The following is a 22,733-nucleotide window of genomic DNA, read 5'->3' as shown; positions in this document are numbered from 1 at the left end:
TCAGTTCGCGCAGCAGGGCTCGCATGGCGAGCCAAGACATTCAGTCGAGACTCACGACCGGCTCGGCGGGCTCGGCGCCCGCAACATTCAGCGGCGTCATCCTCAAGCCGCGCGCCAGGTGGCTTTGCAAGATCCGGTACGTCGAGAGCTCGAAACCACTCGTCGCGCGCGCGGCATGCAGTTCGACGGCCTGCGCCAACGACGGCGCGTGGCCCAGGTAGCGCCACTCGTCGACGACATGGAAAGCACACGCTTGCGAGGCCTCCTCGCGCTCTTCAAAAACGACGGGGCCCTGGAAGGGCCAGGGCGCGCCGACGGGATCGCTCTTCGTGGCGCGCGGCACGCGATTGTGCCCCGGCCGCAGCGCGGCAATCCACTGCGCCTCGGCGAGCATCGCGCCCAATTCGCCGCCGGTGGCGCGCCACTCGACTCGCCTCACTTGTTGCGCGAGCCGAATATCCTTCGACGAGCGCCGCTCGCCTGTCAGATGTGCGCGAAGGCGCTGACGGACGCGCACGCTTCGCCCGACATATAGCGGCAGGTCGTCGTCTCCATAGAAGGCGTAGACGCCACAGCCGGCCGGCGCTGTTTCCAGCAGCTCTTCAGTGATGTCGCCTGCCAGGCGATAGCGCCGCGTCGTCCGCTCGATCTGCGCGCGCAACACGTCGAGCGGCACGAGACCATGCAGGCGCTCCCAGAACTGCCAGATCAGATCCGCGTCGGCGAGCGCGCGATGGCGGTCCGACGGCACGAGCGCATGGCGCTCGACGAGCGCATCGAGCCCGTGACGCTTTTCCGACGGGAACAGCGCCCGCGACAGGCGCACGGTGCACAGCACGTCCGGGTCGAATGAAATGCCGACGCGCCGGAACTCGCCGCGCAGGAAACCACGGTCGAAGCTGGCGTTATGCGCAACGAACAGTTTGCCGTCGAGGCGCGCGAACAACTCGGGCGCGATGGCCTCGAACGTCGGGGCCCCGCGCACCATGGCGTTGGTGATTCCGGTGAGCTGCTGGATGAACGACGGGATCGGCTGCTGCGGATCGACGAGGCTGCTCCAGCGCGTGACACCCGTCGGCCCCACTTCCACGACACCCACCTCGGTAATGCGATGCTCGTTAGTCGAGCCGCCGGTGGTTTCAAGATCGACGAAGACAATAGGCTCTGAGAGGGCCGGTTCGGCCAAAAACGGTTCAGACATGAAGAGGAAGCTTGGACGCGTGACTTTGCGCCAAGTATGCACTAGTTAGCGGCCGACGCTAAAACCCGGATCGGATTTCAATCGGAAAGGCCATCTCGGCGGAATCAGAAAAAAGCCCTCGCGGTCAACACGAGGGCTTCTAGCAGGTACGGCTTGCCCCGCAGCGCGAGGCAAGCAGGTCGCTGCTTAGAGCGGCTGGATATTCGCCGCCTGCTTGCCCTTCGGGCCGGCCTTCACGTCGAAAGACACGCGCTGGTTTTCTTTCAGCGATTTAAAGCCTTCCGTGCGGATTTCCGAGAAATGCGCAAAAAGATCTTCGCCACCCGAGTCCGACGTAATGAAGCCAAAGCCCTTAGCATCGTTAAACCATTTGACGATACCTGTTTCCATTTTCCAGTTTCCCTCAACGAATTATCAAATCGGGCAATGCCCAACAACGCCTCAATCCATTGCCAACTTATCCATACGGAATATCCCTGAGGCATTGCGCACTCGGAGCGGCTACTGAAATCAGCTTTGCCGTTATACGGGGACCGGCGAATCACCGTCAAGTGAATTTTAAATAAGCCCTAAGCACAATATTGGATAAGCGAAAAGTTAGCCGGATGGCGGAAGCGACAGGCGCTGTGATATTCACAGTTACGTCAGAAATACTGATCGCGCGCTTACGCCCGGTTAAAAGAGGAAATTATTCCCGCCCCGATCGTGTATTTGTAACTATTTGTGACTTTGGTAAGTGTTTCTCCGGGTTGTTCATAGCTGCCGACGAACCGCATCATGAAACTCAGCATTTGCAGTAATGCGCATCAGGAGATTGCCATGCAGTTCCGTGATATCCGCCGCTTTCTTTCCAAACTGATTCCTCGTTCCGCAGAGTCTCCGTCGCCCGCGCCTGATGCTGTGCCTCATGCTTCGCGCGGCGAAGCGGAGGCTGGTGCAGCATCGGCTTTCGATTTCGAGCCCGGCTGGCACGGCGACCACTGGCAAAATCTGCTTTCTTCGCCGATGGACGCCCGCCGCTATGTCATGGAAGACTGGAGCGCTTCAACGGCAAACGAATGGTGGAACGCGGACGCCACCGCATCCGCGCGCTGATCGTCGGCTGCGCGACACCCACGCATAATCGACAGACAAAAAAAAGCGCGACTGGAAAGTCGCGCCGACAAAGGTTTGGAGATCTTTTTCGTCAAGAAAAAGTCTGCTTCGGAAAGCAGAACTTCCAGTATAGCCTTGAATCTCAATTCGATTATTCACACAAATAACAATCGTCTGTTGCGACAATAACAACAATGGTTTCACTCAGTGACGTATGTTGTTTTTTCACATCGACTTAGCGTCGTAAATTCGCAACGCCAATTCACACCGCCTCGCCGCACCTCTCGCTGGTACGGCTAAAACCCTTGACTGGCGGGGGTTTCAGGGCGCCCACATATCGTTTCGGCTGCTGTAATACTTTATTGCAAAAAGCGAAACGCCCATTCATTAGACGCTCTCTCTACACTTTGCGTAACCGGAAAACAGCGCCACTTATAGGCGCACTTTGCACGGATACGCCTCTCGCAGCGCCCGCGTGAAGGTTTTCCGAAGCAGATTTACTGCCAATTCTCGCTTTCGGAGTAACAAGATGAAAAAGACTCTCATGGTCGCGGCCCTGTCGGGCGTTTTTGCAACTGCGGCGCACGCTCAAAGCAGCGTCACGTTGTACGGCTTGATCGACGCCGGCATCACCTATACCAACAACCAGCACGGTCACAGCAACTGGCAGCAGACGAGCGGCTCGGTGAACGGCAGCCGTTGGGGCTTGCGCGGCGCTGAAGACCTCGGCGGCGGCCTGAAGGCAATCTTCACGTTGGAAAACGGCTTCGGTATCAATGACGGCTCGTTGAAGCAAGGCGGTCGCGAATTCGGCCGTCAGGCATTCGTCGGCCTGTCCAGCACGCAGTTCGGCGCGGTGACGCTCGGCCGTCAATACGACAGCGTCGTCGACTTCGTCGGCCCGCTGGCCTTGACCGGCACGCAATACGGCGGCACGCAGTTCGCCCACCCGTTCGACAACGACAACCTGAACAACTCGTTCCGCGTCAACAATTCGGTGAAGTACACGAGCGCGAACTACGGCGGCCTCAAGTTCGGCGGCATGTATGGCTTCTCGAACCAGGCTGACGGCTTCGCGAACAACCGGGCTTACAGCGCGGGCGCATCGTACAATTGGGGCGGCCTGAATGTCGGCGCGGCCTACCTGCAATTGAACAGCAACGGCGCGACGGGCGCGGCGGCGGCGTTCAACTCGGGCGGCGCAGTGTCGAGCGACAACACCTTCTTCGCTCGCCGTCAGCAAACCTGGGGCGCGGGCGCGAACTACGCGTTCGGTCCGGCCACCGTCGGCCTTGTCTACTCGCAGACGAACCTGACCGGTCTCGCCGGCATCGGCGCAGGCGCGTCGGGCCAAACGGGCGGCATCGCATTCGGTGGCGGCAGTGCGCACTTCCAGAACTTCGAAGCCAACGCGCGCTACGCTCTGACGCCGGCCGTCAGCATCGCCGGTTCGTACACGTACACGCGAGCCAGCCTCGCCGGCACTCGTCCGCACTGGAACCAGTTCAACCTGCAAACGGCATACGCGCTGTCCAAGCGCACGGACGTCTACCTGCAAGGCGAATACCAGCAAGTCAACGAAAACGCGATTGTTGGCGCGGACATCAACGGACTGGCTGCTTCGAGCAACAACAAGCAGGTCGCGGTCACGGCAGGTCTGCGCCACCGCTTCTAAAGCAGCCGGCAGGACTCGCAGCACGAAAGGCGCCGCTCGCGGCGCCTTTTTTATTGCCCGCGAGGAATGTGCCGCGCGGGCGAGCCAGGTGCAGCTACCGCAAGCGGGCGACTAGCCGCCGTTGTCGGGCGGCGGATATTTGACGTCGAGTATGTCGATGGGCTGAGGCCCGGCCGGCGTGTACAAGGTCACCGTATCGCCGACCTTGGCTTTCAGCAGCGCGCGCGCGATCGGCGAGATCCAGCTCACGTGGCCGATATCGAGGTCCACCTCGTCGATACCGACAATCGTCACCGTGTGCTCTTCACCGTCTTCCGTCGCATATTCGACAGTGGCGCCGAAAAAAACCTGATCGACATTTTCCTGCTTGCTGCTGTCGACCACCTCGGCGAGGTCGAGGCGCTTGGTCAGAAAACGGATGCGCCGGTCGATTTCGCGCAAGCGGCGTTTGCCGTAGATGTAATCGCCGTTCTCGGAACGGTCGCCGTTCGAAGCCGCCCACGACACGAGCCTGACGACTTCCGGCCGCTCCTCGTCGATGAGATGCAGCAGTTCGTCACGCATTCGACGATAGCCGGCCGGCGTGATGTAGTTCTTGGTACCCGCGGGGATGTCCGGCTGGGCGACGTCGAGATCGTCGTCGTTATCGTCGCTCGACTCTTTGACAAAGGCCTTGTTCATGATGATCCATAAGCTGCAGCAAACGACTGCCCCACTAGGGTACACGATCATGACAATGAGACAAATCGCACGGACGCCCTTCCCTTTTTTGAAACCTTTGCTATAATCTCGTTTCTGCGTGCGGCTGTAGCTCAGTTGGATAGAGTACTTGGCTACGAACCAAGGGGTCGTGGGTTCGAATCCTGCCAGCCGCGCCACTTATTCGAGGGCCTCCCTCCGGGGAGGCCCTTACGTTTTACCCAGTTTCACGGTTTGTACTGCATCACCTGTTTCGCGTGCGGCTGTAGCTCAGTTGGATAGAGTACTTGGCTACGAACCAAGGGGTCGTGGGTTCGAATCCTGCCAGCCGCGCCACCTCTGAAGGGCCTTCCAGTCGGAAGGCCCTTTGTTTTTTAGACGCGCCGTTTCAAGGCGCCCGTGTCCGCGGCATTTGCCGGACGGCTCTGAGCGACCGCTCCCACACCCGCTTCGCCCACTGTTACGGCCGCGGCGGCGACTGAATATCGCCGATATGCCCGTCCGGGCTCGGCACATCTTCGAACGTGTCGCCTGCGCTTGTCTCGCCGATGCGCCGCGCCTTATCGCCCACCAGCATCTGCGGCTCGTGCAGCATCTCGCCGACGCTGTCGCCGAACCGGCTCTCAACAAACGCCCGCAGCAGCGCCACCCGCACCGAGTCTGCGCGCCCCTCCACCGTTCCACGGCCGCCTTCGAATTCCGCGACGCAGTGGGCAGGACCTTCCTCGCTGCGCTCGCGCATCTCGAGCCGGCGCGCGCGTTCGAGCACCACCGCGGCGGCGTCCCATGAAGTAGTAGGCGTGAAGCGGCCGTCCCACGGACGCCCCCGGTCGTTACCGCGAATCGCGACGGTCTCGCCGCTGTCGGTGAACTGGATTTCGCGCACGAAGTCGTGCAGGCTGCGGGCCACCCAATAGTCGAGCGCGAGGCCCTCGAGGTCAGCTACTTTCATCAGCGTTCTCCCTGAGTTTTCAGGTCAGACTCGCCTATGGCCGGTGCGTTCCTGCAGAAGAAAGGAGATTGACGGCGCAGATCAGCGCCGGCATTCAATAGTCGGCCCGTTCGCGCTCGATCCGCATGCCGCCTTCATGCCGGTGATGCCCGTCGTCGCTCGGCCGCTCGCGCGCAATGCGCATGACGTCGAGGTTCGTGCGCACGCGGCGCATGACGTTGGCGAGATGCACGCGGTCGCTGACCTGAATCACAAAGCGCAGAATCGTGGATTCCTGCGACAAGTCCTCGTCCATCGCAATATGCACGATGTTCGCGTCCGCCGAGGTAATGTCCGCGGCGACGCGCGCAAACACGCCCTTGGTGTTCTTGACGAGCACCTTCACGGCGACGTCGAAAAGACGCCCCGGTTGCGGCGCCCACGCAACGTCGATCCAGCGCGCGGGATCGCGCCGGTGAATGCGCTGCGCCACGCGGCAATCGGTCGTATGAATCGCCATGCCGAGGCCGATGCCGATGCCGATGTAGCCCATGATGTTGTCGCCCGGAATGGGGCGGCAGCAGGCGGACAGCTGCACCGACATGCCTTCCGTGCCGGTAATCACGACCGGCGGCGCATGAGGCGCGGAGCTGGAATCGGAGCGCGAACCGTCGTCGTCCGCGTCGCGGCCGCTCATCAGCACTTCGATGCGTTTGGCCATGACCGCCGCGACGCGCCGCCCAAGACCAATGTCCGCGAAAATTTCCTGGCCGTTCTTGTTGCCCGTCCACTGCACGAGCTTTTCCCACGCCTCGGGCGTGACGTCCGACAGCGCGAGGCCGTAGCCTTTCAACGCCTGGTCGACGAGACGCTCGCCAAGCTGAACCGATTCGTTCAGCCGCATGGTCTTCAGATAATGGCGAATCGCGGAACGCGCCTTGCCGGTGCGCACGAAGCCAAGCCACGCCGGGTTCGGCTTCGAATACGGCGCGGTAATGACTTCGACGATATCGCCGCTCTTCAGCTCGGTGCGCAGCGGCAGCAATTCGTTGTTGATCTTGACGGCGACGCACTGGTTGCCCAGGTCGCTGTGGATCGAATACGCGAAGTCGAGCGCCGTGGCGCCGCGCGGCAGCGCCATGATTTTCGACTTTGGCGTGAACACATAGACCGCGTCCGGGAACAGGTCGATCTTCACGTGTTCGAGGAATTCGCTCGAATCGCCCGCTTCGCTCTGAATGTCGAGCAGCGACTTGAGCCACTGGTGCGCGCGCTTTTGCACGTCGTTCAGATCGGCGCTGCCGTTCTTGTACAGCCAGTGCGCGGCGACGCCCGCTTCGGCGATTTCGTGCATCTTGCGCGTGCGCACCTGAAACTCGATCGGCGCGCCGAACGGACCGACGAGCGTGGTGTGCAGCGACTGATACCCGTTGACCTTCGGGATCGCGATGTAGTCCTTGAATTTGCCCGGCACAGGTTTGTACAAGGCGTGCAGTGCGCCGATGCAGGTATAGCACTCGAGCGCACTGTCGACCACGACGCGAAAGCCGTACACGTCGAGCACCTGCGAGAACGACAGCTGCTTGTCGCGCATCTTCTTGTAGATGCTGAAGATGGTTTTCTCGCGGCCGGTGACTTCGGCGTCGATCTTCGCGTCGGCAATGGCGCGCTGCACCGACTCCAGAATCTTGCCGACCACTTCGCGCCGGTTGCCGCGCGCCGCCTTCACCGCTTTTTCGAGCGTGGCGTAACGGTGCGGATTGAAGTTCGCGAAGCTCAGGTCCTGCAACTCGCGATACGTATTGTTCAGACCGAGCCGGTGGGCGATCGGCGCGTAAATGTCCAGCGTTTCGCGCGCCACGCGGCGGCGCTTTTCCGGCGGCACTGCACCGAGCGTGCGCATGTTGTGCAGGCGGTCGGCGAGCTTCACCAGAATCACGCGGACGTCGCGCGCCATGGCGAGGAGCATCTTGCGGAAGTTTTCCGCCTGCGCTTCCTCGCGATTGCGAAACTCCATTTTGTCGAGCTTCGACAAACCGTCGACCAGTTCCGCGACCTTCGCGCCGAAACGCTCGGCGAGTTCCGCCTTGGTCACGCCCTGGTCTTCCATCACGTCGTGCAGCAGCGCGGCCATGATGGCCTGGCCGTCCAGGTTCCAGCCGGCGCAGATTTCCGCGACAGCGACCGGGTGCGTGATGTAGGGCTCGCCGCTCTGGCGATACTGGCCGAGGTGCGCTTCGTCGCTGAAATGGAAGGCCGCCTTGACCTCCTTGATTTCTTCCGGCTGCAGGTAGCCGGACAATGCGGAGGTCAGCTTGGCAATGGAAACGACGTCATGCCGGCGCGGCTGCTCCGGCGTGGCGGTCGGTCCGAACAGATGGCGAAACGACTGTTCGAGAACCGCGTCGATGTACTTGCGTGCAGACGAAGGCGAATCGGCGTCGTGCTCCGCTTCCGTAGCGGTGGGCGGGGTGGTACTCATGTTCGCCTCCGTAGCGGTTGGGAGTGGACGCCGGTCTGCAGCTCGATGCAATCAGGTGTAGCAGAGACGGCTAAAAATTGCGGCAGGAAGACTGGCTGACCGATCTGGCCGATCAGCAAACGACCGTGGAGACAGTGCGCGTTAAACCGGCACCTTCTTCAGCATTTCGACACCGACCTGGCCGGCCGCGATTTCGCGCAGCGCGACGACCGTGGGCTTGTCGCGGCTTTCGATCTTCGGCGTATGGCCTTGAGCGAGCTGACGCGCGCGATAGGTCGCGGCGAGCGCGAGTTCGAAACGGTTCGGGATCTGTTTGAGACAGTCTTCGACGGTAATGCGGGCCATGTTGGGTTCCTTCTCAGTATGTTGCTTATTCTACCTTATGTGCTCGAATCGCCGCCGCGCTCAGGGGTGCGGGAGGTGAATGCCGAGCTGCACGAAAAGCTGCGTATGACGCGCGTATTGCGAGGCGAAGCGCGAGCGCGTTGCCGCCACGAGGCACTGCAGTTCGCCGAGCGCGCGATCGAAGTTCTCGTTGATCACCACGTACTCCGCTTCGGCTGCGTGCGCCATCTCGCTGCCGGCCGCGAGCAGGCGTCGCGTGATGACGTTCGGCTCGTCCTGGCCGCGCTTTTTCAGACGCTCTTCGAGCGCTTCGAGCGACGGCGGCAAGATGAAGATTTCGACCGCGTTGTGGAACTGCTTCTTCACCTGCTGCGCGCCTTGCCAGTCGATTTCGAGCAGCACGTCATGGCCGCTTTTCATCTGCTCCTCGATCCACACGCGCGACGTGCCGTAGTAGTTGCCGTGCACTTCCGCGCTTTCGAGGAACTCGCCCGCGTCGTGCCGCCGCATGAAGTCGTCGACCGTGGTGAAGTGATAGTGCTCGCCGTCCTGCTCCTTCGGACGCGGCGGACGCGTCGTGTACGAGATCGACAGACGGATCGCGTCGTCGCCGGCGAGCAGCGCGTTCACGAGCGTCGACTTGCCGGCGCCCGAAGGCGCGACGACCATGAACAGGTTGCCGGGATAGGCGCCGGCATACGGGTTGCGCGGTGCGCCGCTTTCGCGTGTGTGATGATCGGTCATGTTGTGATGCTCCAGCCTTATTCCAGATTCTGTACCTGCTCGCGCATCTGTTCGATGAGCAGCTTGAGCGTCATCGACGAATCCGCCAGTTCCTTCGCCGCCGCCTTCGAGCCGAGCGTGTTAGCCTCGCGATTGAGCTCCTGCATCATGAAGTCGAGCCGCTTGCCGACCTTGCCGCCCTTCTGGATCACGTGGCGCGTTTCGTTCAGATGCGCGGTGAGGCGCGACAGTTCTTCGGCAATGTCGATGCGGATGCCGTACATCGTCACTTCCTGGCGAATCCGCTCGTTGATCTCTTCGCGCGACACGATGGTCGCAGCCGCATCCGGCGCGGCAATGCCGAGCGCTTCCTGCAAACGTTCGACGATCTTCTGCTGATGCTTTGCGATCAGCTCCGGCACGAGCGGCGTGATCTTCGTGACGATCGCTTCCATCTCCGTGACGTTGGCGATCAGCATGTTGGCGAGCTGCGCGCCTTCGCGGGCCCGCACGTCGATCAGATCCGCAAGCGCCTCTTTGCCGCACGCGAGCACCGCATCGCGCAGCTCGTCGGGCGCCACGCCCGTTTCGGCGAGCACGCCGGGCCAGCGCAGAATCTCGCCGGTGCGCAGACGCCCGGCGTCGGGAAACGTCGCGAGCACCGTGCGCTCGAGCAGCGCCAGTTGCGTCAGCGCGTCATGATTGATCGAACCCGCGTTCGCCGTCTGTTCGCTACGCTGCAGATTGATGCGAATATCCACCTTGCCGCGCGACAGCTTGTTCATCAGCATTTCGCGCAACGTGGGTTCGCACACGCGCACGTCTTCGGGCATGCGGAAGTTCAGGTCGAGAAAGCGCGAATTCACCGTGCGCAGTTCGACCGACACGCTCACGCCGCCCGTGCCCGACGCCGCGACGAGTTCGCGGGTCGCGCTCGCATAGCCAGTCATGCTGTAGATCATCGTATTTCTCGCGATGGTGGCCGCGCGCGAGGCGCCGGCCGAAGAGTCGAATCGCCCGGCGTGTACGAGACGCGAGGCGGTGAACACGCATTATCCCATTTTTGGCGATGAGACCCCTTGTAGAGCCACAGCCGACGCGGCTGGCCGCCAGACGCATGGCTCGCGCGATCGGCTGTAAAATCGTGCTTTCCCCTCCTGCATTCTTCCTCACCGAATCCACTATGACCGACACCACTCAACGCCCGAGCGGGCGCCTTGCCGATCAACTGCGCGACGTGTGCATCACGCGCCACTACACGAAGCACGCGGAGGGCTCGGTGCTGGTCGAATTCGGCGACACCAAGGTGATCTGCACCGCGAGCATCGCGGAGACCGTGCCGTCGTTTCTGCGCGATCGCGGCCAGGGCTGGCTCACCGCCGAATACGGCATGCTGCCGCGCGCCACGCATACGCGCAGCGACCGCGAAGCCGCGCGCGGCAAGCAGACCGGACGCACGCAGGAAATCCAGCGTCTGATCGGGCGCGCGCTGCGTTCCGTGTTCGACCTCGAGAAACTGGGCGCGCGCACGCTGCATATCGACTGCGACGTCATCCAGGCGGACGGTGGCACGCGCACGGCCAGTATCACCGGCGCATTCGTCGCCGCGCACGACGCCGTGAGCAAATTGCTGGCGGCGGGCCGCATCGAAAGCTCGCCTATCAGCGATTTCGTCGCGGCGATCTCGGTCGGCGTGTATGACGGCGTGCCGGTGCTCGACCTCGACTACGACGAAGACTCGCAATGCGACACCGACATGAATGTGGTGATGACCGGTGCGGGCGGCTTCGTCGAAATTCAGGGCACCGCCGAGGGCGTGCCTTTCTCGCGCGACGAAATGAACGCGCTGCTCGATCTGGCCAGCAGCGGCATCGCGACGTTGATCGCCAAGCAGAAAGCGGCATTGGAGTATCGAGGTGAGTGAAGTTCGCGAACGTCATGGCGCGCCGTTGAACAAAGTCGTGCTCGCGTCGAACAACGCGGGCAAGTTGCGCGAGTTCGCGGCGCTGCTCGGCGCGGCCGGCATCGAATTGATTGCGCAAGGCGAACTCGGCGTGCCCGAAGCGGAAGAGCCGCATCCCACCTTCGTTGAAAACGCTTTGGCGAAGGCGCGTCATGCCGCGAAGCTGACCGGCCTGCCCGCCCTCGCCGACGATTCGGGCCTCTGTGTGCGGGCGCTGCGCGGCGCGCCGGGCGTTTATTCGGCGCGCTATGCTCAACTCGCCGGCGGCGAAAAAAGCGACGCCGCCAACAACGCGCGGCTCGTGTCGGCGCTGCAAGGCGAAACCGATCGGCGCGCGTACTACTGCTGCGTGCTCGCGCTCGTGCGTCACGCAGACGACCCTGAGCCGCTGATCGCCGAAGGCCGCTGGCATGGAGAGATGCTGGATGCGCCGCGCGGCTCGCACGGCTTTGGCTACGATCCGTACTTCTTCTTGCCGTCGCTGAACGCGAGCGCCGCGGAGCTCGAACCGGCGGTGAAGAACGCCAGCAGCCACCGCGCGATTGCGCTGCGCCATCTGCTCGCGCGTCTGACGGAGGAAGCGTGATTCCGATCAAACCGACGCCCGCCGATGTCGGCAACGGCGTCATCAAGGCGTTCACGTCGCCGGGCAGCATCCGCCTGACGTCGTTGCCGCCGCTTTCGCTGTACGTGCATTTTCCGTGGTGCGTGCGCAAGTGTCCGTACTGCGATTTCAACTCGCATGAGTGGAAAGGCGAGACTTTCCCCGAGAACGATTATCTGGACGCGCTGCGCGCCGACCTGGAGATGGCGCTGCCGCTCGTGTGGGGCCGGCAAGTGCATACGGTGTTTATCGGCGGGGGTACGCCGAGCCTGCTGTCCGCGGCGGGGCTCGACCGCATGCTGTCGGATATTCGCGCGCTGCTGCCGCTCGACGCCGACGCGGAAATCACGCTCGAGGCCAACCCCGGCACCTTCGAAGCCGCGAAGTTCGCGCAGTTTCGCGCGAGCGGCGTGAACCGCCTGTCGGTGGGCATTCAGAGTTTCAATGAAGCGCATCTGAAAGCGCTCGGCCGGATTCATGATTCGACGCAGGCGCGTCGTGCCGTGGAGGTTGCCGCCAGCACGTTCGACAATTTCAACCTCGACCTGATGTTCGCGCTTCCGCGCCAAACGCTCGCCGAATGCCAGGCGGATGTGGAAACCGCGTTGTCGTTCGCGCCGCCGCATCTTTCGCTGTATCACCTGACGCTCGAACCCAACACGCTGTTTGCGAAATTCCCGCCCGCCTTGCCGGACGACGACGCGTCCGCCGACATGCAGGACTGGATTCACGAGCGCACGTCGGCGGCGGGTTATGGGCGCTATGAAGTGTCGGCGTATGCGAAGCCGCATCGGCAGAGCAAACACAACCTCAACTACTGGCGCTTTGGCGATTATCTCGGCATTGGCGCCGGCGCGCATACGAAGCTGTCGTTTCCGAACCGCGTGCTGCGGCAGGCGCGCTACAAGCATCCGGCCACGTTCATCGAGCAGGCGAAAGCCGGCGCGGCGGTGCAGGAAGAGCATGAGGTGAGCGCGCGCGACCTGCCGTTCGAATTCATGCTGAATGCGCTGCGGCTAGTGGAAGGCTTTCCAGTGCACCGGTTCATCGAACGCACGGGTTTGCCGATGACCTCCGTCGAACCGGCTTTGCAGGAAGCGGAGCGCCGCAAACTCATCACGCGCGACCACGAAAAGATTGCGCCGACGCCGCTTGGCCAGGCGTTTCTGAACGATCTGCAGGCGCTCTTTCTGAAAGATCCGCAGTGAATGCGGACATCCATCGCGCCGCAGCGACGTCTTTTCAGGTTACAATTTGCGGCTTGGAGGTGTGGCCGAGTGGTTTAAGGCACCGGTCTTGAAAACCGGCGAAGGAGTGATCCTTCCGTGAGTTCGAATCTCACCGCCTCCGCCAGATTCCTTCAATGCGAACATGGGCCGCACGGCCCATTTTTCGTTTCTGGCCTCGGCGGCTAGTCGCGGCTCGGCCACTGCGGCGTAACGCTGCTAGCCGCGCCCCGCCTCGAAACAGGCGCCCGACGACTTCGTCAGACACTCACCGCTTCGAGCCTCTCCCGCGCATCGGCGCACCGCCGGTTGAGATCGCGATGCATCAACTGGCTGTCGAGCAGCGACGATACATCGGTCAAGCCATAATCAAAGCGCAAGATGTATTCGATGTCCGTGTAATCGTGATAAGCGCCGCTGTCGGCGAGCTTCTGCGCTTCGGCGAAAGCCGCGTGTTGCCGCTCGCCGTTCATCAAATCTCTGATCGCCATGATTGCCGCTCCGAGGAACAGTGACCTCATCATAGCAATGCAAATTCACACGCAAGGTCGCGTGCGCGCAACACCTGGTGTTTTCCGGTAGATGCGGCGCGCGCCGCCGCGCCGGCCGCGCTGCGCCGCCTTCCGGCAGCCGCCGCCGTTGGCGACGACTTCTTCAAGCGACAGCCACCGGCGCCTTCGTCCCGTGCCATCTGACGACCAGAATGCGCCCGACATAACACAGCGATCCCGCCACGCCCACCACGATCCCCATGCCCTTGGGCGAGCCGTCCGGCCATAGGCCGACGGCGAGGCTCGACAGCGCGCCGAGCGCCAGTTGCACCGCGCCGAACACGGCGGCCGCCGCGCCCGCGTTCACCGGATAGCGATGCATCAGATCCGTAGTGCAATTGGCCGACAGCAAGCCCACCACGCCGACGACGAAAAACAGGCCCGCCACGATCGACCACAAGCCGCCCCACCCCGTCAGCGAGACAAGGCACACGAACAGCGACGCGATGCAACTCACGGTGGCCGCGAAAGAAATGATCGGCAACGACCCGAGCTGACCGACGAGCCGCGTGTTCATGAAGTTGCCGAACATGATGCCGACGATGTTCAGCGCGAACAGGAAGCCATAGTGCTGCGCCGACACGTGAAAATATTCGATGTAGACGAACGGCGTGGCCGTGATGTACGCGAACATCGACGCGAACGCCATGCCGCCGCACAGCATGTGCCCCCAGGCAACCGGGTCGCGCAACAAGCGGCCATAGGCAGCAAACGACTTCAGCAGCGCCGAGTGCGCGCGCTTCTCGCGCGGCCAGGTTTCCGGCACCCTGAGGAACGCGGTCACTGCGCACGCGGTGCCGAACAGCGTCAGCGCGACAAAGACGACGCGCCAGCCGCCGAGCAGCAGCAGTTGTCCGCCGATCAGCGGCGCGAGCAACGGCCCGATCGACGTGACGATGGCGAGCATCGACAGCACCCGGGCCGCGTCGGTCGGACCGTGGGCATCGCGCGCAATGGCGCGAGCCAGCACGGATGCGGCGCCTGCCCCGAGTGCCTGCACGAAGCGGAAGGTCACGAGCGCGCCGATCGAAAACGACAGCGTGCAGGCAATGCTCGCCAGTGCATACATGATGATGCCGCCGAGCAGCACCGGCCGGCGGCCATACGTATCCGACAGCGGGCCATAAAGCAGCATGCCGACCGAAAAGCCGAACATGAAACTGGTGAGCGTGCTTTGTGCCGCGCTCGTGCCGATCGCGAACGCCTGCGCGATGGTGGGCAAGCTCGGCAGATACATGTCGATCGAAATCGGCCCGCAGGCGGCGAGCGCGCCGAGCAACAGAATCAGCCGGCCATCTGGCCGGCGTCCGGTGACATGAGACATGGGAATCCAGGTGAAGCGCGCGTCTTTCGGCAAAGCGGCGCGCGGTGACACGAAAGGCCGGCATTGACCCGGTCGATTGTACGCGACGCTGAGAGCGGCCGCCGCGTCGCACGCAAGAGAAACGGCGCCGGGCATGGGAATGGGACCCAGCCTTGCGGCAAGCACGTCGCTGATCGGTTAAGCTGCCGCGTGAAGCGCTCGGCGTCGCGCGCAGATAAGAAAGCGGCGCCCCGTCCCGACCTCCCTCTGCAACATTGCAATGACTGCATTCCTGCTGATCTGGAGCCCCAAAAAATGGCCGTGGCCCGAATTGCCCGACGTGGCCCGACGCGTTGCAACGGGCGTCGCCGTGGCCGACGTCTGGGGCTGCGGATTCGCCCGCGGCATTCTGCCCGGCGATCGGGTGTTTCTGCATCGCGTCGCCATGGAACCGAAGGGCATCTTCGGCTCAGGCTATGTGACGCGGGCGCCCTACGAAGTTCCGGATCCGGCGACAAAGCGCGGCTACCGCCTGTGCATCGACTTCGTGTATGACTGGCTCGTCGACGCCCATCAGCAGGTGGTGATTCCTCGCGACTCGTTGCGCGCGCATCCATTTTCGGTCCAGACATGGGACGCGCAGAGCTCGGGCACGGTGATCAAACCGATTGCGGAAGGCGCGCTCGAAAAGCGCTGGGCCGAACTGACTGGCAAACGTAAGCCGCCCGCTCCAGAGGCGCCAGCGGGCCCGGTGCGTTCAAGTAAAGCGTCGGCACATGCGGCGGCTGCAGAGGCCCGCGCGCCGTCGGCAAAGACACCCGCAGGCAAGCGCCCACCGGAGCGCTGAAAACGCGTTCGAATGCCACGCCCGCGCGCAAAACCCGTTCGCACCGACTCCGGTACAATTTCCTCACCTACTCCGGCGCCGCGCAAACCGCGCCGCCGCGCAACCCCATTCAGTCATCGCCATGTCCAAAAACCAAACCCTCTTTGACCGAGCGCAACGCACCATTCCCGGCGGCGTCAATTCGCCTGTGCGCGCGTTCCGGTCGGTCGGCGGCACGCCGCGCTTTATCGAGCGCGCACAAGGGCCCTACTTCTGGGACGCCGACGGCCAGCGCTACATCGACTACATCGGCTCATGGGGCCCGATGATTCTCGGCCACGTGCACCCCGAGGTGCTCGAAGCGGTGCAGCGCGTGCTCGCCAACGGCTTCTCGTTCGGCGCGCCCACCGAATCCGAGATCGAAATCGCGGAGGAAATCTGCAAGCTCGTGCCGTCAATCGAACAGGTGCGCATGGTTTCGAGCGGCACGGAAGCGACCATGAGCGCCCTGCGTCTCGCGCGCGGCTTCACGAACCGCAGCCGCATCGTCAAGTTCGAAGGCTGCTATCACGGCCATGCCGACAGCCTGCTCGTGAAAGCCGGCTCGGGCCTGCTGACGTTCGGCAATCCCACCTCGGCAGGCGTGCCGCTCGACATCGCCAAGCACACCACGGTGCTCGAATACAACAACGTCGCGGCGCTCGAAGAGGCGTTCAAGGCCTTCGGCAACGAAATCGCCTCCGTGATCGTCGAGCCGGTGGCCGGCAACATGAACCTCGTGCGCGCAACGCCCGAGTTCCTGCAAGCATTGCGGCGCCTGTGCACCGAATACGGCTCCGTGCTGATTTTCGACGAAGTCATGTGCGGCTTCCGGGTCGCGCTCGGCGGCGCGCAGCAGGTGTACGGCATCACGCCAGACCTCACTTGCCTCGGCAAGGTGATCGGCGGCGGCATGCCGGCCGCGGCCTTCGGCGGGCGGCGCGACATCATGGCCCACCTCGCGCCGCTCGGCGGCGTCTACCAGGCCGGCACGCTGTCGGGCAATCCGATCGCGGTCGCCGCGGGCCTGAAAACGCTGCAACTGATTCAGGCGCCGGGCTTTTACGAGACGCTTGCCGCCCGCACCGCCCGACTCGCGCAAGGGCTTGCGCAGGTCGCGCGCGAAGCCAATGTGCCATTCTCGGCCGATTCGCTCGGCGGCATGTTCGGGCTCTACTTCACCGAGTCGATTCCGGCCAGTTTTGCGGAAGTCACGAAAAGCGACGTGCCGCGCTTCAACGCGTTCTTTCACAAAATGCTCGACGCGGGCGTGTACTTCGCGCCCTCCGCGTATGAGGCGGGCTTTGTTTCGATTGCTCACGACGACGCCACCGTGGACGCCACGATCGAAGCGGCGCGCGGCGCGTTCGCGTCGCTGGGCGCCTGACGCACTCGCCGCAAGCGCTCACCGCAACCGCCCACGCCCAGTCACCGTACCCACTCGACACGATGTTCTCGCAAACCGACTTCGTCCACATGGAACGCGCGCTCGCGCTTGCGAAGCGCGGCATGTACACCACCGACCCCAATCCGCGCGTGGGTTGCGTGATCGTCCAGAACGGCGAAGTGATCGGCGAAGGGTTCACACAGCCGGCCGGCCAGGACCATGCCGAGATCCGCGCAATGAAAGACGCGCGCTCGCGCGGTCACGATCTGCGCGGCGCAACCGTCTACGTCACACTCGAACCGTGCAGCCATTTCGGCCGCACGCCGCCGTGCGCGAACGCGCTGATCGAAGCGCAGGTCGCGCGCGTGGTCGCCGCCATGGAAGACCCGAACCCGCAGGTGTCCGGCCGCGGCCTCGCCATGTTGCGCGACGCCGGCATCGAAGTGCGCTGCGGGCTGCTCGCCAATGAAGCGCAGGAGTTGAACATCGGCTTCGTGTCGCGCATGACGCGCGGCCGGCCATGGGTGCGCATGAAAGTGGCCGCGTCGCTCGATGGCCGCACCGGCTTGCCTTCGGGCGTCAGCCAGTGGATCACCGGCGAAGCGGCGCGTGCGGACGGCCATGCCTGGCGTGCCCGCGCGTCGGCGATTCTGACCGGCATCGGCACCGTCAGGGAAGACGATCCGCGCATGACCGTGCGCGCCGTCGACACGCCGCGCCAGCCGCAACGCGTGCTGATCGACAGCCAGCTGGAAGTTTCTCCGCAGGCGCAGATTCTCGCCGGCGCACCCACGCTGATTTTCTGCGGCAATCTGGACGAGCGGCACAGCGAGCGCGTGCAGGCGTTGCGCCATCGCGGCGCGGAGATCGTCGAAATGGCCAACGCAGCGGGCAAGGTCGACCTGCCCGGCATGTTGAAGGTGCTTGGCGAGCGCCAGGTGAACGAGCTGCACGTAGAGGCCGGCTACAAGTTGAACGGCTCGCTGTTGCGCGAAGGCTGCGTCGACGAATTGCTGGTGTACCTCGCGCCCAGCCTGCTCGGCAACGACTCCATGAGCATGTTCAACCTGAGCGCGCCCGCAACACTGGAAGGCCGCGTCAAGCTTGCGTTTCACAATGTCGAGCGGATCGGCGACGATCTGCGGATTCTCGCGCGCTTCGTGCCAACGGGCGGCGCTGCGACCGGGTCCGACGCCGCGTCCCCACCCGTTTCGTTTTGATCAAGGATAAGTACGATGTTCACAGGAATCGTCGCGGCAGTGGGCCGCATCGAGTCGGTCAAGCCGCTCGGCACGAACGGCGACGCGGGCGTTCGCCTGAACGTGGAGGCCGGCGGCCTCGATCTCGCCGACGTGCAGCTCGGCGACAGCATCACCATTCAGGGCGCGTGCATGACCGTGGTCGCGAAAACGGACCATTCGTTCGAGGTCGACGTGTCCCGCGAAAGCCTGAACCGCACCGCGGGCCTCAGCGAAGTGGGCGAAGTCAATCTGGAAAAAGCGCTGCGCGCGCACGACCGGCTGGGCGGCCACATCGTCTCTGGTCACGTGGACGGTCTGGGCACCGTGACCCATTTTGCGCCCGTCGGCGAGTCGCACGAACTGCGCGTGCTGGCGCCGCGCGAGATTGGGCGCTATCTCGCGTACAAGGGTTCAATCACTGTCAACGGCGTGAGTTTGACCGTCAACTCGGTTAAAGATCGCGACGACGGCTGCGAGTTCTCGATCAATCTGATTCCGCACACGGTGGAAGTGACCGCGCTCAAGCATCTGCGTGCAGGCACGCCGGTGAATCTGGAAATCGATCTGATTGCGCGGTATGTGGAGCGCATGCTCAACGCCCCGAAATAAGCGCTGCGCCCGGTAACGGTGTCGTGAAGGCGGCAACAAAACGCAAAACCGGCGCAGCAGAGATTGTCCGCGGCAGCTTAGCGCTTGCGCCAGTTCATGCATTCATCGTCTGGCCCAGCATAGCTGGGGCTGCCGGCGATCACCAGTCGGCCAAACGGCCTATGCCATCCGGCGGAGGGGACTTGGCACCGCGCGTGGCGTAAAATACGCGCTTTCCCGAAAAACTCGCCACCATGACGCTCGCCTCCACTCCAGAGATCATCGCCGAACTCAAAGCCGGCCGTATGGTGATCCTCGTCGACGAAGAAGATCGCGAAAACGAGGGCGACCTCGTGCTCGCCGCCGAATTCGTCACGCCGGAAGCGATCAACTTCATGGCCCGCTACGGCCGCGGCCTGATCTGTCTGACGCTCACGCAGGAACGCTGCAAGCTGCTCAACCTGCCGCTCATGACGTACCGCAACGGCACGCAGTACGGAACGGCTTTCACGGTCAGCATTGAAGCGGCCGAAGGCGTGACCACCGGCATTTCGGCCGCCGACCGCGCCCGCACGATCGCCACGGCGGTCGCGCCGGAAGCGAAGGCAGAGCACATCGTGCAGCCGGGACACGTGTTTCCGATCATGGCCCAGCCGGGCGGCGTCCTCGTGCGCGCCGGCCACACCGAGGCGGGTTGCGACCTTACGGCGCTCGCCGGCCTGACGCCGGCTGCGGTGATCTGCGAAGTCATCAACGACGACGGCACCATGGCCCGCCTGCCCGACCTGATGGAATTCGCGAAGCAACACGATCTGAAGGTCGGCACGATCGCGGACCTGATCCACTATCGCAGCCGCACCGAATCGATCGTGGAGCGCATTTGCGAGCGCACCATGCAGACCGCGCACGGCGCGTTCCGCGCGGTCATGTACCTCGACCAGCCGAGCGGCCAGCCGCACATCGCGCTCGTGCGCGGCACGCCCACGCCCGACCAGGAGACGCCGGTGCGCGTGCATGAGCCGCTGTCGGTGCTGGATCTGCTCGAAGTCGGCGAGTCCACCCATTCCTGGACGCTCGACGCAGCCATGAAGGAAATCGCCTCGCGCGAACTCGGCGTGATCGTGCTGCTCAACTGCGGCGACTCGAAAGAACATCTGATCGACGTGTTCAAGGCGTTCGATTCAAAGGAAAAAGCAGACGCGCTGAAGCGCCGGCCCGTCGACTTCAAGACCTACGGCATCGGCGCGCAGATTTTGCGCGAGCTCGGCGTGGGCAAGATGCAGGTGCTGTCGAACCCGCGCAAGCTGGGCAGCATGTCGGGCTACGGCCTCGAAGTCACCGGCTTCGTGCCGATGCCCGGCGGCACCACGCAGACTCCGCAATAAGGCTGATCCGATCATTCACGCGCCTCGCGCCCACTCAAACACTACGGAATCAACATGGAAATCGGACAATACCAACCGAACCTCGACGGCGACGGACTGCGCATCGGCATCGTCCAGGCGCGCTTTAACGAACCCGTATGCAACGGTCTTGCGGACTCGTGCATCGAAGAGCTGGAACGCCTCGGCGTGACGGGCGAAGACGTGCTGCTCGTCACCGTGCCGGGCGCGCTGGAAATCCCGCTCGCACTGCAAAAACTCGCCGAAAGCGCCCAGTTCGACGCGCTCATCGCGCTCGGCGCCGTCATTCGCGGCGAAACGTATCACTTCGAACTGGTGTCGAACGAAAGCGGTGCCGGCATCACGCGCATCGGCCTCGACTTCGGCATTCCCGTCGCCAACGCCGTGTTGACCACGGAAAACGACGAACAAGCCGTCGCCCGCATGACCGAAAAAGGCCGTGACGCGGCGCGCGTGGCCGTCGAAATGGCGAATCTCGCAGTGGCGCTCGAACAACTGGGCGGCGACGACGAAGAAGAAGACGAAGAAGAGGAAGAGGCATGAAGAGCGCACGCCGACGCTCCCGCGAACTGGCCACGCAGGGGCTTTATCAGTGGCTGCTGTCGGGTTCGCCCGGCGGTGAAATCGACGCGCAACTGCGCGGCGCGCAGGGCTTCGACAAAGCAGACCATGAGCACCTGGACGCGATTCTGCACGGCGTGATCCGCGATTCGGAGGCGCTGTCCGCCGATATCGCACCGTGTCTGGACCGTCCGATCGACCAGCTTTCGCCGGTCGAACGCGCAGTGCTGCTGGTCGCCGCATTTGAACTGAAGAATCACATCGACATTCCGTACCGCGTGGTGATCAACGAAGCCGTGGAACTCGCCAAGACGTTTGGCGGCGCGGACGGCTACAAGTACGTGAACGGCGTGCTGGACAAGCTCGCGGCCAAGCTGCGCGTAACCGAGACGGAAGCGGCTCGCAAGCGCTAGGCGCAAGCCTGCGGGGCGGTGGGTGGGTGCGTGTTGCGCGCGTGTTTCGTACGGCCCCGTATTTGCGCGGTTCGGCGATTCGCGCCCGCTGCGCACGCGCCGCACGGCAGTCAGCCCGGCTACCGCGCGAATGCATCGCTGTGAGGACTGCGCCGCGCGCATCAACAAATGCGCGAAGCGCAGCCCGTTTCTGCTTCTGGACTGGATTTAACCGTATGAACTCCGTGACCGAACCTCTTGTGCGGCTTGCCGCACGCGTCGACTCCATCCAGCCTTTCTACGTGATGGAGCTGGCCAAGGAGGCCGCGCTTCTCGAGCGCGATGGGCGGGACATCATTCACATGGGGATCGGCGAGCCCGACTTCACCGCGCCGGAACCGGTCATCGAGGCGGCCGCCACCGCGCTGCGCCGCGGCGTGACCCAATACACGAGCGCCGTCGGCCTCCACGCGTTGCGTGAAGCGATTTCGGCGCATTACGCCAGCGTCTACGGCGTCGACGTCGATCCCGCGCGCATCGTCGTGACGGCGGGCGCGTCGGCGGCACTTCTGCTCGCGTGTGCGGCACTGGTGGACCGCGACGACGAAGTGCTGATGCCCGACCCGTGCTACCCGTGCAACCGCCACTTCGTGATCGCGGCCGAAGGCAAGCCCGTCATGGTGCCGAGCGGTCCCGCCGAGCGCTTCCAGCTGACTGCCGCCGACGTCGAACGGCTCTGGAACGAGCGCACGCGCGGCGTGCTGCTCGCGTCGCCGTCCAACCCGACTGGCACATCGATCGAACCGGCCGAACTCGAACGCATTGTGAAGACGGTGCGCTCGCGCGGCGGCTTTACGATCGTCGACGAAATCTACCAGGGCCTGAGCTACGACGCGAAGCCGGTGTCGGCGCTGTCGTATGGCGACGACGTGATCACCGTCAACAGCTTCTCGAAGTACTTCAACATGACAGGCTGGCGCCTCGGCTGGCTCGTCGTGCCGCCAGGCATGGTGAGCGCGTTCGAGAAGCTGGCGCAGAACCTCTTTATCTGCGCGTCCGCGCTGGCGCAGCACGCGGCGCTCGCGTGCTTCGAACCGCAAACCATTGCCACCTACGAAGCGCGCCGCCTGGAATTCAAGCGGCGTCGGGATTTCATTGCGCCGGCGCTGGAGTCGCTGGGCTTTACGGTGCCCGTCATGCCCGACGGCGCGTTTTACGTCTACGCGGACTGCGGAACCGTCAATCACCCTGCCGCCGGCGACAGCTCCGCGCTCACCAAGGCGATGCTGCACCAAGCCGGCGTGGTGCTCGTGCCGGGCATGGATTTCGGCACCCATGCGCCGAAGCAATATATCCGGCTCTCGTACGCCACCGCGTATCCGAAGCTGGAGGAGGCGGTTGAGCGCCTCGGGCGGCTGTTCGGACGGCACTAGGGCCTGGCAGCGGGAGCGCGCGGCGGCCGATTGATCCGCCGCCGCGTCGCCGGCCTGGTTGCCCA

General features: G+C 63.6%; 23 protein-coding genes and 3 tRNA genes. 16 read left to right on the top strand and 10 right to left on the bottom strand.

The window, feature by feature from the left end:
* Positions 1–40 precede the first annotated feature (40 nt).
* Positions 41–1,201 (bottom strand): exonuclease domain-containing protein, encoded by a 1,161-nt coding sequence (locus tag HV711_RS10545; RefSeq protein ID WP_035479409.1) that lies wholly within the window; start codon positions 1,199–1,201, stop codon positions 41–43.
* A gap of 186 nt (positions 1,202–1,387) precedes the next feature.
* Positions 1,388–1,591, bottom strand: a complete 204-nt coding sequence (locus tag HV711_RS10540; protein WP_013340210.1) for a cold-shock protein — start codon at positions 1,589–1,591, stop codon at positions 1,388–1,390.
* A 429-nt stretch (positions 1,592–2,020) separates the two neighbouring features.
* Here HV711_RS10540 and HV711_RS10535 point away from each other — a divergent pair, with 429 nt between their 5' ends.
* Both HV711_RS10535 and HV711_RS10530 read left to right on the top strand, forming a co-directional pair.
* Positions 2,021–2,296 carry a hypothetical protein gene (locus HV711_RS10535; protein ID WP_035479481.1) on the top strand — a complete coding sequence of 92 codons (276 nt, stop codon included), beginning with the start codon at positions 2,021–2,023 and terminating at the stop codon, positions 2,294–2,296.
* A 529-nt stretch (positions 2,297–2,825) separates the two neighbouring features.
* Positions 2,826–3,971 carry a porin gene (locus tag HV711_RS10530; protein WP_013589311.1) on the top strand — a complete coding sequence of 382 codons (1,146 nt, stop codon included), beginning with the start codon at positions 2,826–2,828 and terminating at the stop codon, positions 3,969–3,971.
* A gap of 111 nt (positions 3,972–4,082) precedes the next feature.
* On the opposite strand, the gene greB is transcribed toward HV711_RS10530, so the two are convergent.
* Positions 4,083–4,652: a transcription elongation factor GreB gene (gene greB, locus HV711_RS10525; protein ID WP_015003533.1), complete on the bottom strand. Its 570-nt coding sequence runs from the start codon at positions 4,650–4,652 to the stop codon at positions 4,083–4,085.
* A gap of 120 nt (positions 4,653–4,772) precedes the next feature.
* Between greB and HV711_RS10520 the strand changes: the two genes are divergently transcribed.
* Together HV711_RS10520 and HV711_RS10515 are read left to right on the top strand one after the other, a co-directional pair.
* A tRNA-Arg gene (locus HV711_RS10520) sits at positions 4,773–4,849 on the top strand.
* Between the two features lie 80 nt (positions 4,850–4,929).
* Positions 4,930–5,006: transfer RNA gene (locus HV711_RS10515), tRNA-Arg, on the top strand.
* Positions 5,007–5,130: 124 nt separating this feature from the next.
* Here the strand turns inward: HV711_RS10515 and HV711_RS10510 are convergent.
* The 5 genes from HV711_RS10510 to HV711_RS10490 all read right to left on the bottom strand — a co-directional run bounded on the left by HV711_RS10510 (position 5,131) and on the right by HV711_RS10490 (position 10,113).
* Positions 5,131–5,622, bottom strand: a complete 492-nt coding sequence (locus tag HV711_RS10510; RefSeq protein ID WP_035479405.1) for a phage protein NinX family protein — start codon at positions 5,620–5,622, stop codon at positions 5,131–5,133.
* Between the two features lie 94 nt (positions 5,623–5,716).
* A complete protein-coding gene (locus HV711_RS10505) occupies positions 5,717–8,083 on the bottom strand; it encodes a RelA/SpoT family protein (RefSeq protein WP_175145088.1) in 2,367 nt (788 codons plus the stop codon).
* A gap of 141 nt (positions 8,084–8,224) precedes the next feature.
* Positions 8,225–8,428: a DNA-directed RNA polymerase subunit omega gene (rpoZ, locus tag HV711_RS10500; RefSeq protein ID WP_006025620.1), complete on the bottom strand. Its 204-nt coding sequence runs from the start codon at positions 8,426–8,428 to the stop codon at positions 8,225–8,227.
* Positions 8,429–8,488: 60 nt separating this feature from the next.
* Positions 8,489–9,172, bottom strand: a complete 684-nt coding sequence (gmk, locus tag HV711_RS10495) for a guanylate kinase (RefSeq protein WP_013589315.1) — start codon at positions 9,170–9,172, stop codon at positions 8,489–8,491.
* Between the two features lie 17 nt (positions 9,173–9,189).
* Positions 9,190–10,113 (bottom strand): YicC/YloC family endoribonuclease, encoded by a 924-nt coding sequence (locus HV711_RS10490; protein WP_035479403.1) that lies wholly within the window; start codon positions 10,111–10,113, stop codon positions 9,190–9,192.
* Between the two features lie 221 nt (positions 10,114–10,334).
* Here HV711_RS10490 and rph point away from each other — a divergent pair, with 221 nt between their 5' ends.
* From rph to HV711_RS10470, 4 genes are all read left to right on the top strand, one after another.
* Positions 10,335–11,075 (top strand): ribonuclease PH, encoded by a 741-nt coding sequence (gene rph / locus HV711_RS10485; protein WP_028360875.1) that lies wholly within the window; start codon positions 10,335–10,337, stop codon positions 11,073–11,075.
* Positions 11,068–11,700, top strand: a complete 633-nt coding sequence (rdgB, locus tag HV711_RS10480; protein ID WP_035479401.1) for an RdgB/HAM1 family non-canonical purine NTP pyrophosphatase — start codon at positions 11,068–11,070, stop codon at positions 11,698–11,700. Before rph ends, rdgB begins: the two co-directional genes overlap by 8 nt.
* Positions 11,697–12,926: a radical SAM family heme chaperone HemW gene (hemW, locus tag HV711_RS10475; RefSeq protein ID WP_028360877.1), complete on the top strand. Its 1,230-nt coding sequence runs from the start codon at positions 11,697–11,699 to the stop codon at positions 12,924–12,926. The genes rdgB and hemW overlap by 4 nt, the downstream gene beginning before the upstream one ends.
* 55 nt (positions 12,927–12,981) lie before the next feature.
* Positions 12,982–13,071 (top strand) — tRNA-Ser (locus HV711_RS10470).
* A gap of 133 nt (positions 13,072–13,204) precedes the next feature.
* Here HV711_RS10470 and HV711_RS10465 read toward each other — a convergent pair.
* Together HV711_RS10465 and HV711_RS10460 are read right to left on the bottom strand one after the other, a co-directional pair.
* The gene (locus tag HV711_RS10465) at positions 13,205–13,435 is read right to left on the bottom strand and encodes a hypothetical protein (RefSeq protein ID WP_028360878.1); all 231 of its coding nucleotides are present in this window, start codon (positions 13,433–13,435) and stop codon (positions 13,205–13,207) included.
* Positions 13,436–13,598: 163 nt separating this feature from the next.
* Positions 13,599–14,819 carry a Bcr/CflA family multidrug efflux MFS transporter gene (locus HV711_RS10460; protein WP_035479479.1) on the bottom strand — a complete coding sequence of 407 codons (1,221 nt, stop codon included), beginning with the start codon at positions 14,817–14,819 and terminating at the stop codon, positions 13,599–13,601.
* A 259-nt stretch (positions 14,820–15,078) separates the two neighbouring features.
* On the opposite strand from HV711_RS10460, the gene HV711_RS10455 reads away from it, so the two are divergent.
* The 8 genes from HV711_RS10455 (at position 15,079) to HV711_RS10420 (ending at position 22,668) form a co-directional block, all read left to right on the top strand.
* Positions 15,079–15,645 carry a hypothetical protein gene (locus HV711_RS10455; protein WP_035479399.1) on the top strand — a complete coding sequence of 189 codons (567 nt, stop codon included), beginning with the start codon at positions 15,079–15,081 and terminating at the stop codon, positions 15,643–15,645.
* A gap of 121 nt (positions 15,646–15,766) precedes the next feature.
* Positions 15,767–17,050 carry a glutamate-1-semialdehyde 2,1-aminomutase gene (gene hemL, locus HV711_RS10450; protein ID WP_035479397.1) on the top strand — a complete coding sequence of 428 codons (1,284 nt, stop codon included), beginning with the start codon at positions 15,767–15,769 and terminating at the stop codon, positions 17,048–17,050.
* A 62-nt stretch (positions 17,051–17,112) separates the two neighbouring features.
* On the top strand, positions 17,113–18,270 hold the full coding sequence (gene ribD / locus HV711_RS10445; protein WP_035479394.1) for a bifunctional diaminohydroxyphosphoribosylaminopyrimidine deaminase/5-amino-6-(5-phosphoribosylamino)uracil reductase RibD: 1,158 nt from the start codon (positions 17,113–17,115) through the stop codon (positions 18,268–18,270).
* A gap of 15 nt (positions 18,271–18,285) precedes the next feature.
* Positions 18,286–18,900, top strand: a complete 615-nt coding sequence (locus HV711_RS10440; RefSeq protein WP_013589325.1) for a riboflavin synthase — start codon at positions 18,286–18,288, stop codon at positions 18,898–18,900.
* Between the two features lie 233 nt (positions 18,901–19,133).
* A complete protein-coding gene (ribBA, locus tag HV711_RS10435) occupies positions 19,134–20,264 on the top strand; it encodes a bifunctional 3,4-dihydroxy-2-butanone-4-phosphate synthase/GTP cyclohydrolase II (RefSeq protein WP_015003544.1) in 1,131 nt (376 codons plus the stop codon).
* 54 nt (positions 20,265–20,318) lie between these two features.
* The gene (gene ribH, locus HV711_RS10430) at positions 20,319–20,825 is read left to right on the top strand and encodes a 6,7-dimethyl-8-ribityllumazine synthase (protein WP_006050161.1); all 507 of its coding nucleotides are present in this window, start codon (positions 20,319–20,321) and stop codon (positions 20,823–20,825) included.
* Positions 20,822–21,256, top strand: coding sequence for a transcription antitermination factor NusB (nusB, locus tag HV711_RS10425; protein ID WP_013589327.1), 435 nt, complete (start codon positions 20,822–20,824; stop codon positions 21,254–21,256). The genes ribH and nusB overlap by 4 nt, the downstream gene beginning before the upstream one ends.
* A 215-nt stretch (positions 21,257–21,471) precedes the next feature.
* Positions 21,472–22,668, top strand: coding sequence for a pyridoxal phosphate-dependent aminotransferase (locus tag HV711_RS10420; protein ID WP_035479390.1), 1,197 nt, complete (start codon positions 21,472–21,474; stop codon positions 22,666–22,668).
* The last annotated feature ends 65 nt before the right edge of the window (positions 22,669–22,733 follow it).

The organism is Paraburkholderia phenoliruptrix (genome assembly GCF_902859825.1).
GTDB classification, from domain to species: Bacteria; Pseudomonadota; Gammaproteobacteria; order Burkholderiales; family Burkholderiaceae; genus Paraburkholderia; species Paraburkholderia phenoliruptrix.
Note: the sequence above shows the minus strand (reverse complement) of the source record. Positions and strands in the feature narration are given on the sequence as shown.

Excerpts from the sequence above, each read along its gene's own strand:
- HV711_RS10545 (WP_035479409.1), bottom strand. The coding sequence starts at position 1,201 with ATGTCTGAACCGTTTTTGGCCGAACCGGCCCTCTCAGAGCCTATTGTC.
- HV711_RS10540 (WP_013340210.1), bottom strand. The coding sequence starts at position 1,591 with ATGGAAACAGGTATCGTCAAATGGTTTAACGATGCTAAGGGCTTTGGC.
- HV711_RS10535 (WP_035479481.1), top strand. The coding sequence starts at position 2,021 with ATGCAGTTCCGTGATATCCGCCGCTTTCTTTCCAAACTGATTCCTCGT.
- HV711_RS10530 (WP_013589311.1), top strand. The coding sequence starts at position 2,826 with ATGAAAAAGACTCTCATGGTCGCGGCCCTGTCGGGCGTTTTTGCAACT.
- greB (WP_015003533.1), bottom strand. The coding sequence starts at position 4,652 with ATGAACAAGGCCTTTGTCAAAGAGTCGAGCGACGATAACGACGACGAT.
- HV711_RS10510 (WP_035479405.1), bottom strand. The coding sequence starts at position 5,622 with ATGAAAGTAGCTGACCTCGAGGGCCTCGCGCTCGACTATTGGGTGGCC.
- HV711_RS10505 (WP_175145088.1), bottom strand. The coding sequence starts at position 8,083 with ATGAGTACCACCCCGCCCACCGCTACGGAAGCGGAGCACGACGCCGAT.
- rpoZ (WP_006025620.1), bottom strand. The coding sequence starts at position 8,428 with ATGGCCCGCATTACCGTCGAAGACTGTCTCAAACAGATCCCGAACCGT.
- gmk (WP_013589315.1), bottom strand. The coding sequence starts at position 9,172 with ATGACCGATCATCACACACGCGAAAGCGGCGCACCGCGCAACCCGTAT.
- HV711_RS10490 (WP_035479403.1), bottom strand. The coding sequence starts at position 10,113 with ATGATCTACAGCATGACTGGCTATGCGAGCGCGACCCGCGAACTCGTC.
- rph (WP_028360875.1), top strand. The coding sequence starts at position 10,335 with ATGACCGACACCACTCAACGCCCGAGCGGGCGCCTTGCCGATCAACTG.
- HV711_RS10465 (WP_028360878.1), bottom strand. The coding sequence starts at position 13,435 with ATGGCGATCAGAGATTTGATGAACGGCGAGCGGCAACACGCGGCTTTC.
- HV711_RS10460 (WP_035479479.1), bottom strand. The coding sequence starts at position 14,819 with ATGTCTCATGTCACCGGACGCCGGCCAGATGGCCGGCTGATTCTGTTG.
- HV711_RS10455 (WP_035479399.1), top strand. The coding sequence starts at position 15,079 with ATGACTGCATTCCTGCTGATCTGGAGCCCCAAAAAATGGCCGTGGCCC.
- hemL (WP_035479397.1), top strand. The coding sequence starts at position 15,767 with ATGTCCAAAAACCAAACCCTCTTTGACCGAGCGCAACGCACCATTCCC.
- ribD (WP_035479394.1), top strand. The coding sequence starts at position 17,113 with ATGTTCTCGCAAACCGACTTCGTCCACATGGAACGCGCGCTCGCGCTT.
- HV711_RS10440 (WP_013589325.1), top strand. The coding sequence starts at position 18,286 with ATGTTCACAGGAATCGTCGCGGCAGTGGGCCGCATCGAGTCGGTCAAG.
- ribBA (WP_015003544.1), top strand. The coding sequence starts at position 19,134 with ATGACGCTCGCCTCCACTCCAGAGATCATCGCCGAACTCAAAGCCGGC.
- ribH (WP_006050161.1), top strand. The coding sequence starts at position 20,319 with ATGGAAATCGGACAATACCAACCGAACCTCGACGGCGACGGACTGCGC.
- nusB (WP_013589327.1), top strand. The coding sequence starts at position 20,822 with ATGAAGAGCGCACGCCGACGCTCCCGCGAACTGGCCACGCAGGGGCTT.
- HV711_RS10420 (WP_035479390.1), top strand. The coding sequence starts at position 21,472 with ATGAACTCCGTGACCGAACCTCTTGTGCGGCTTGCCGCACGCGTCGAC.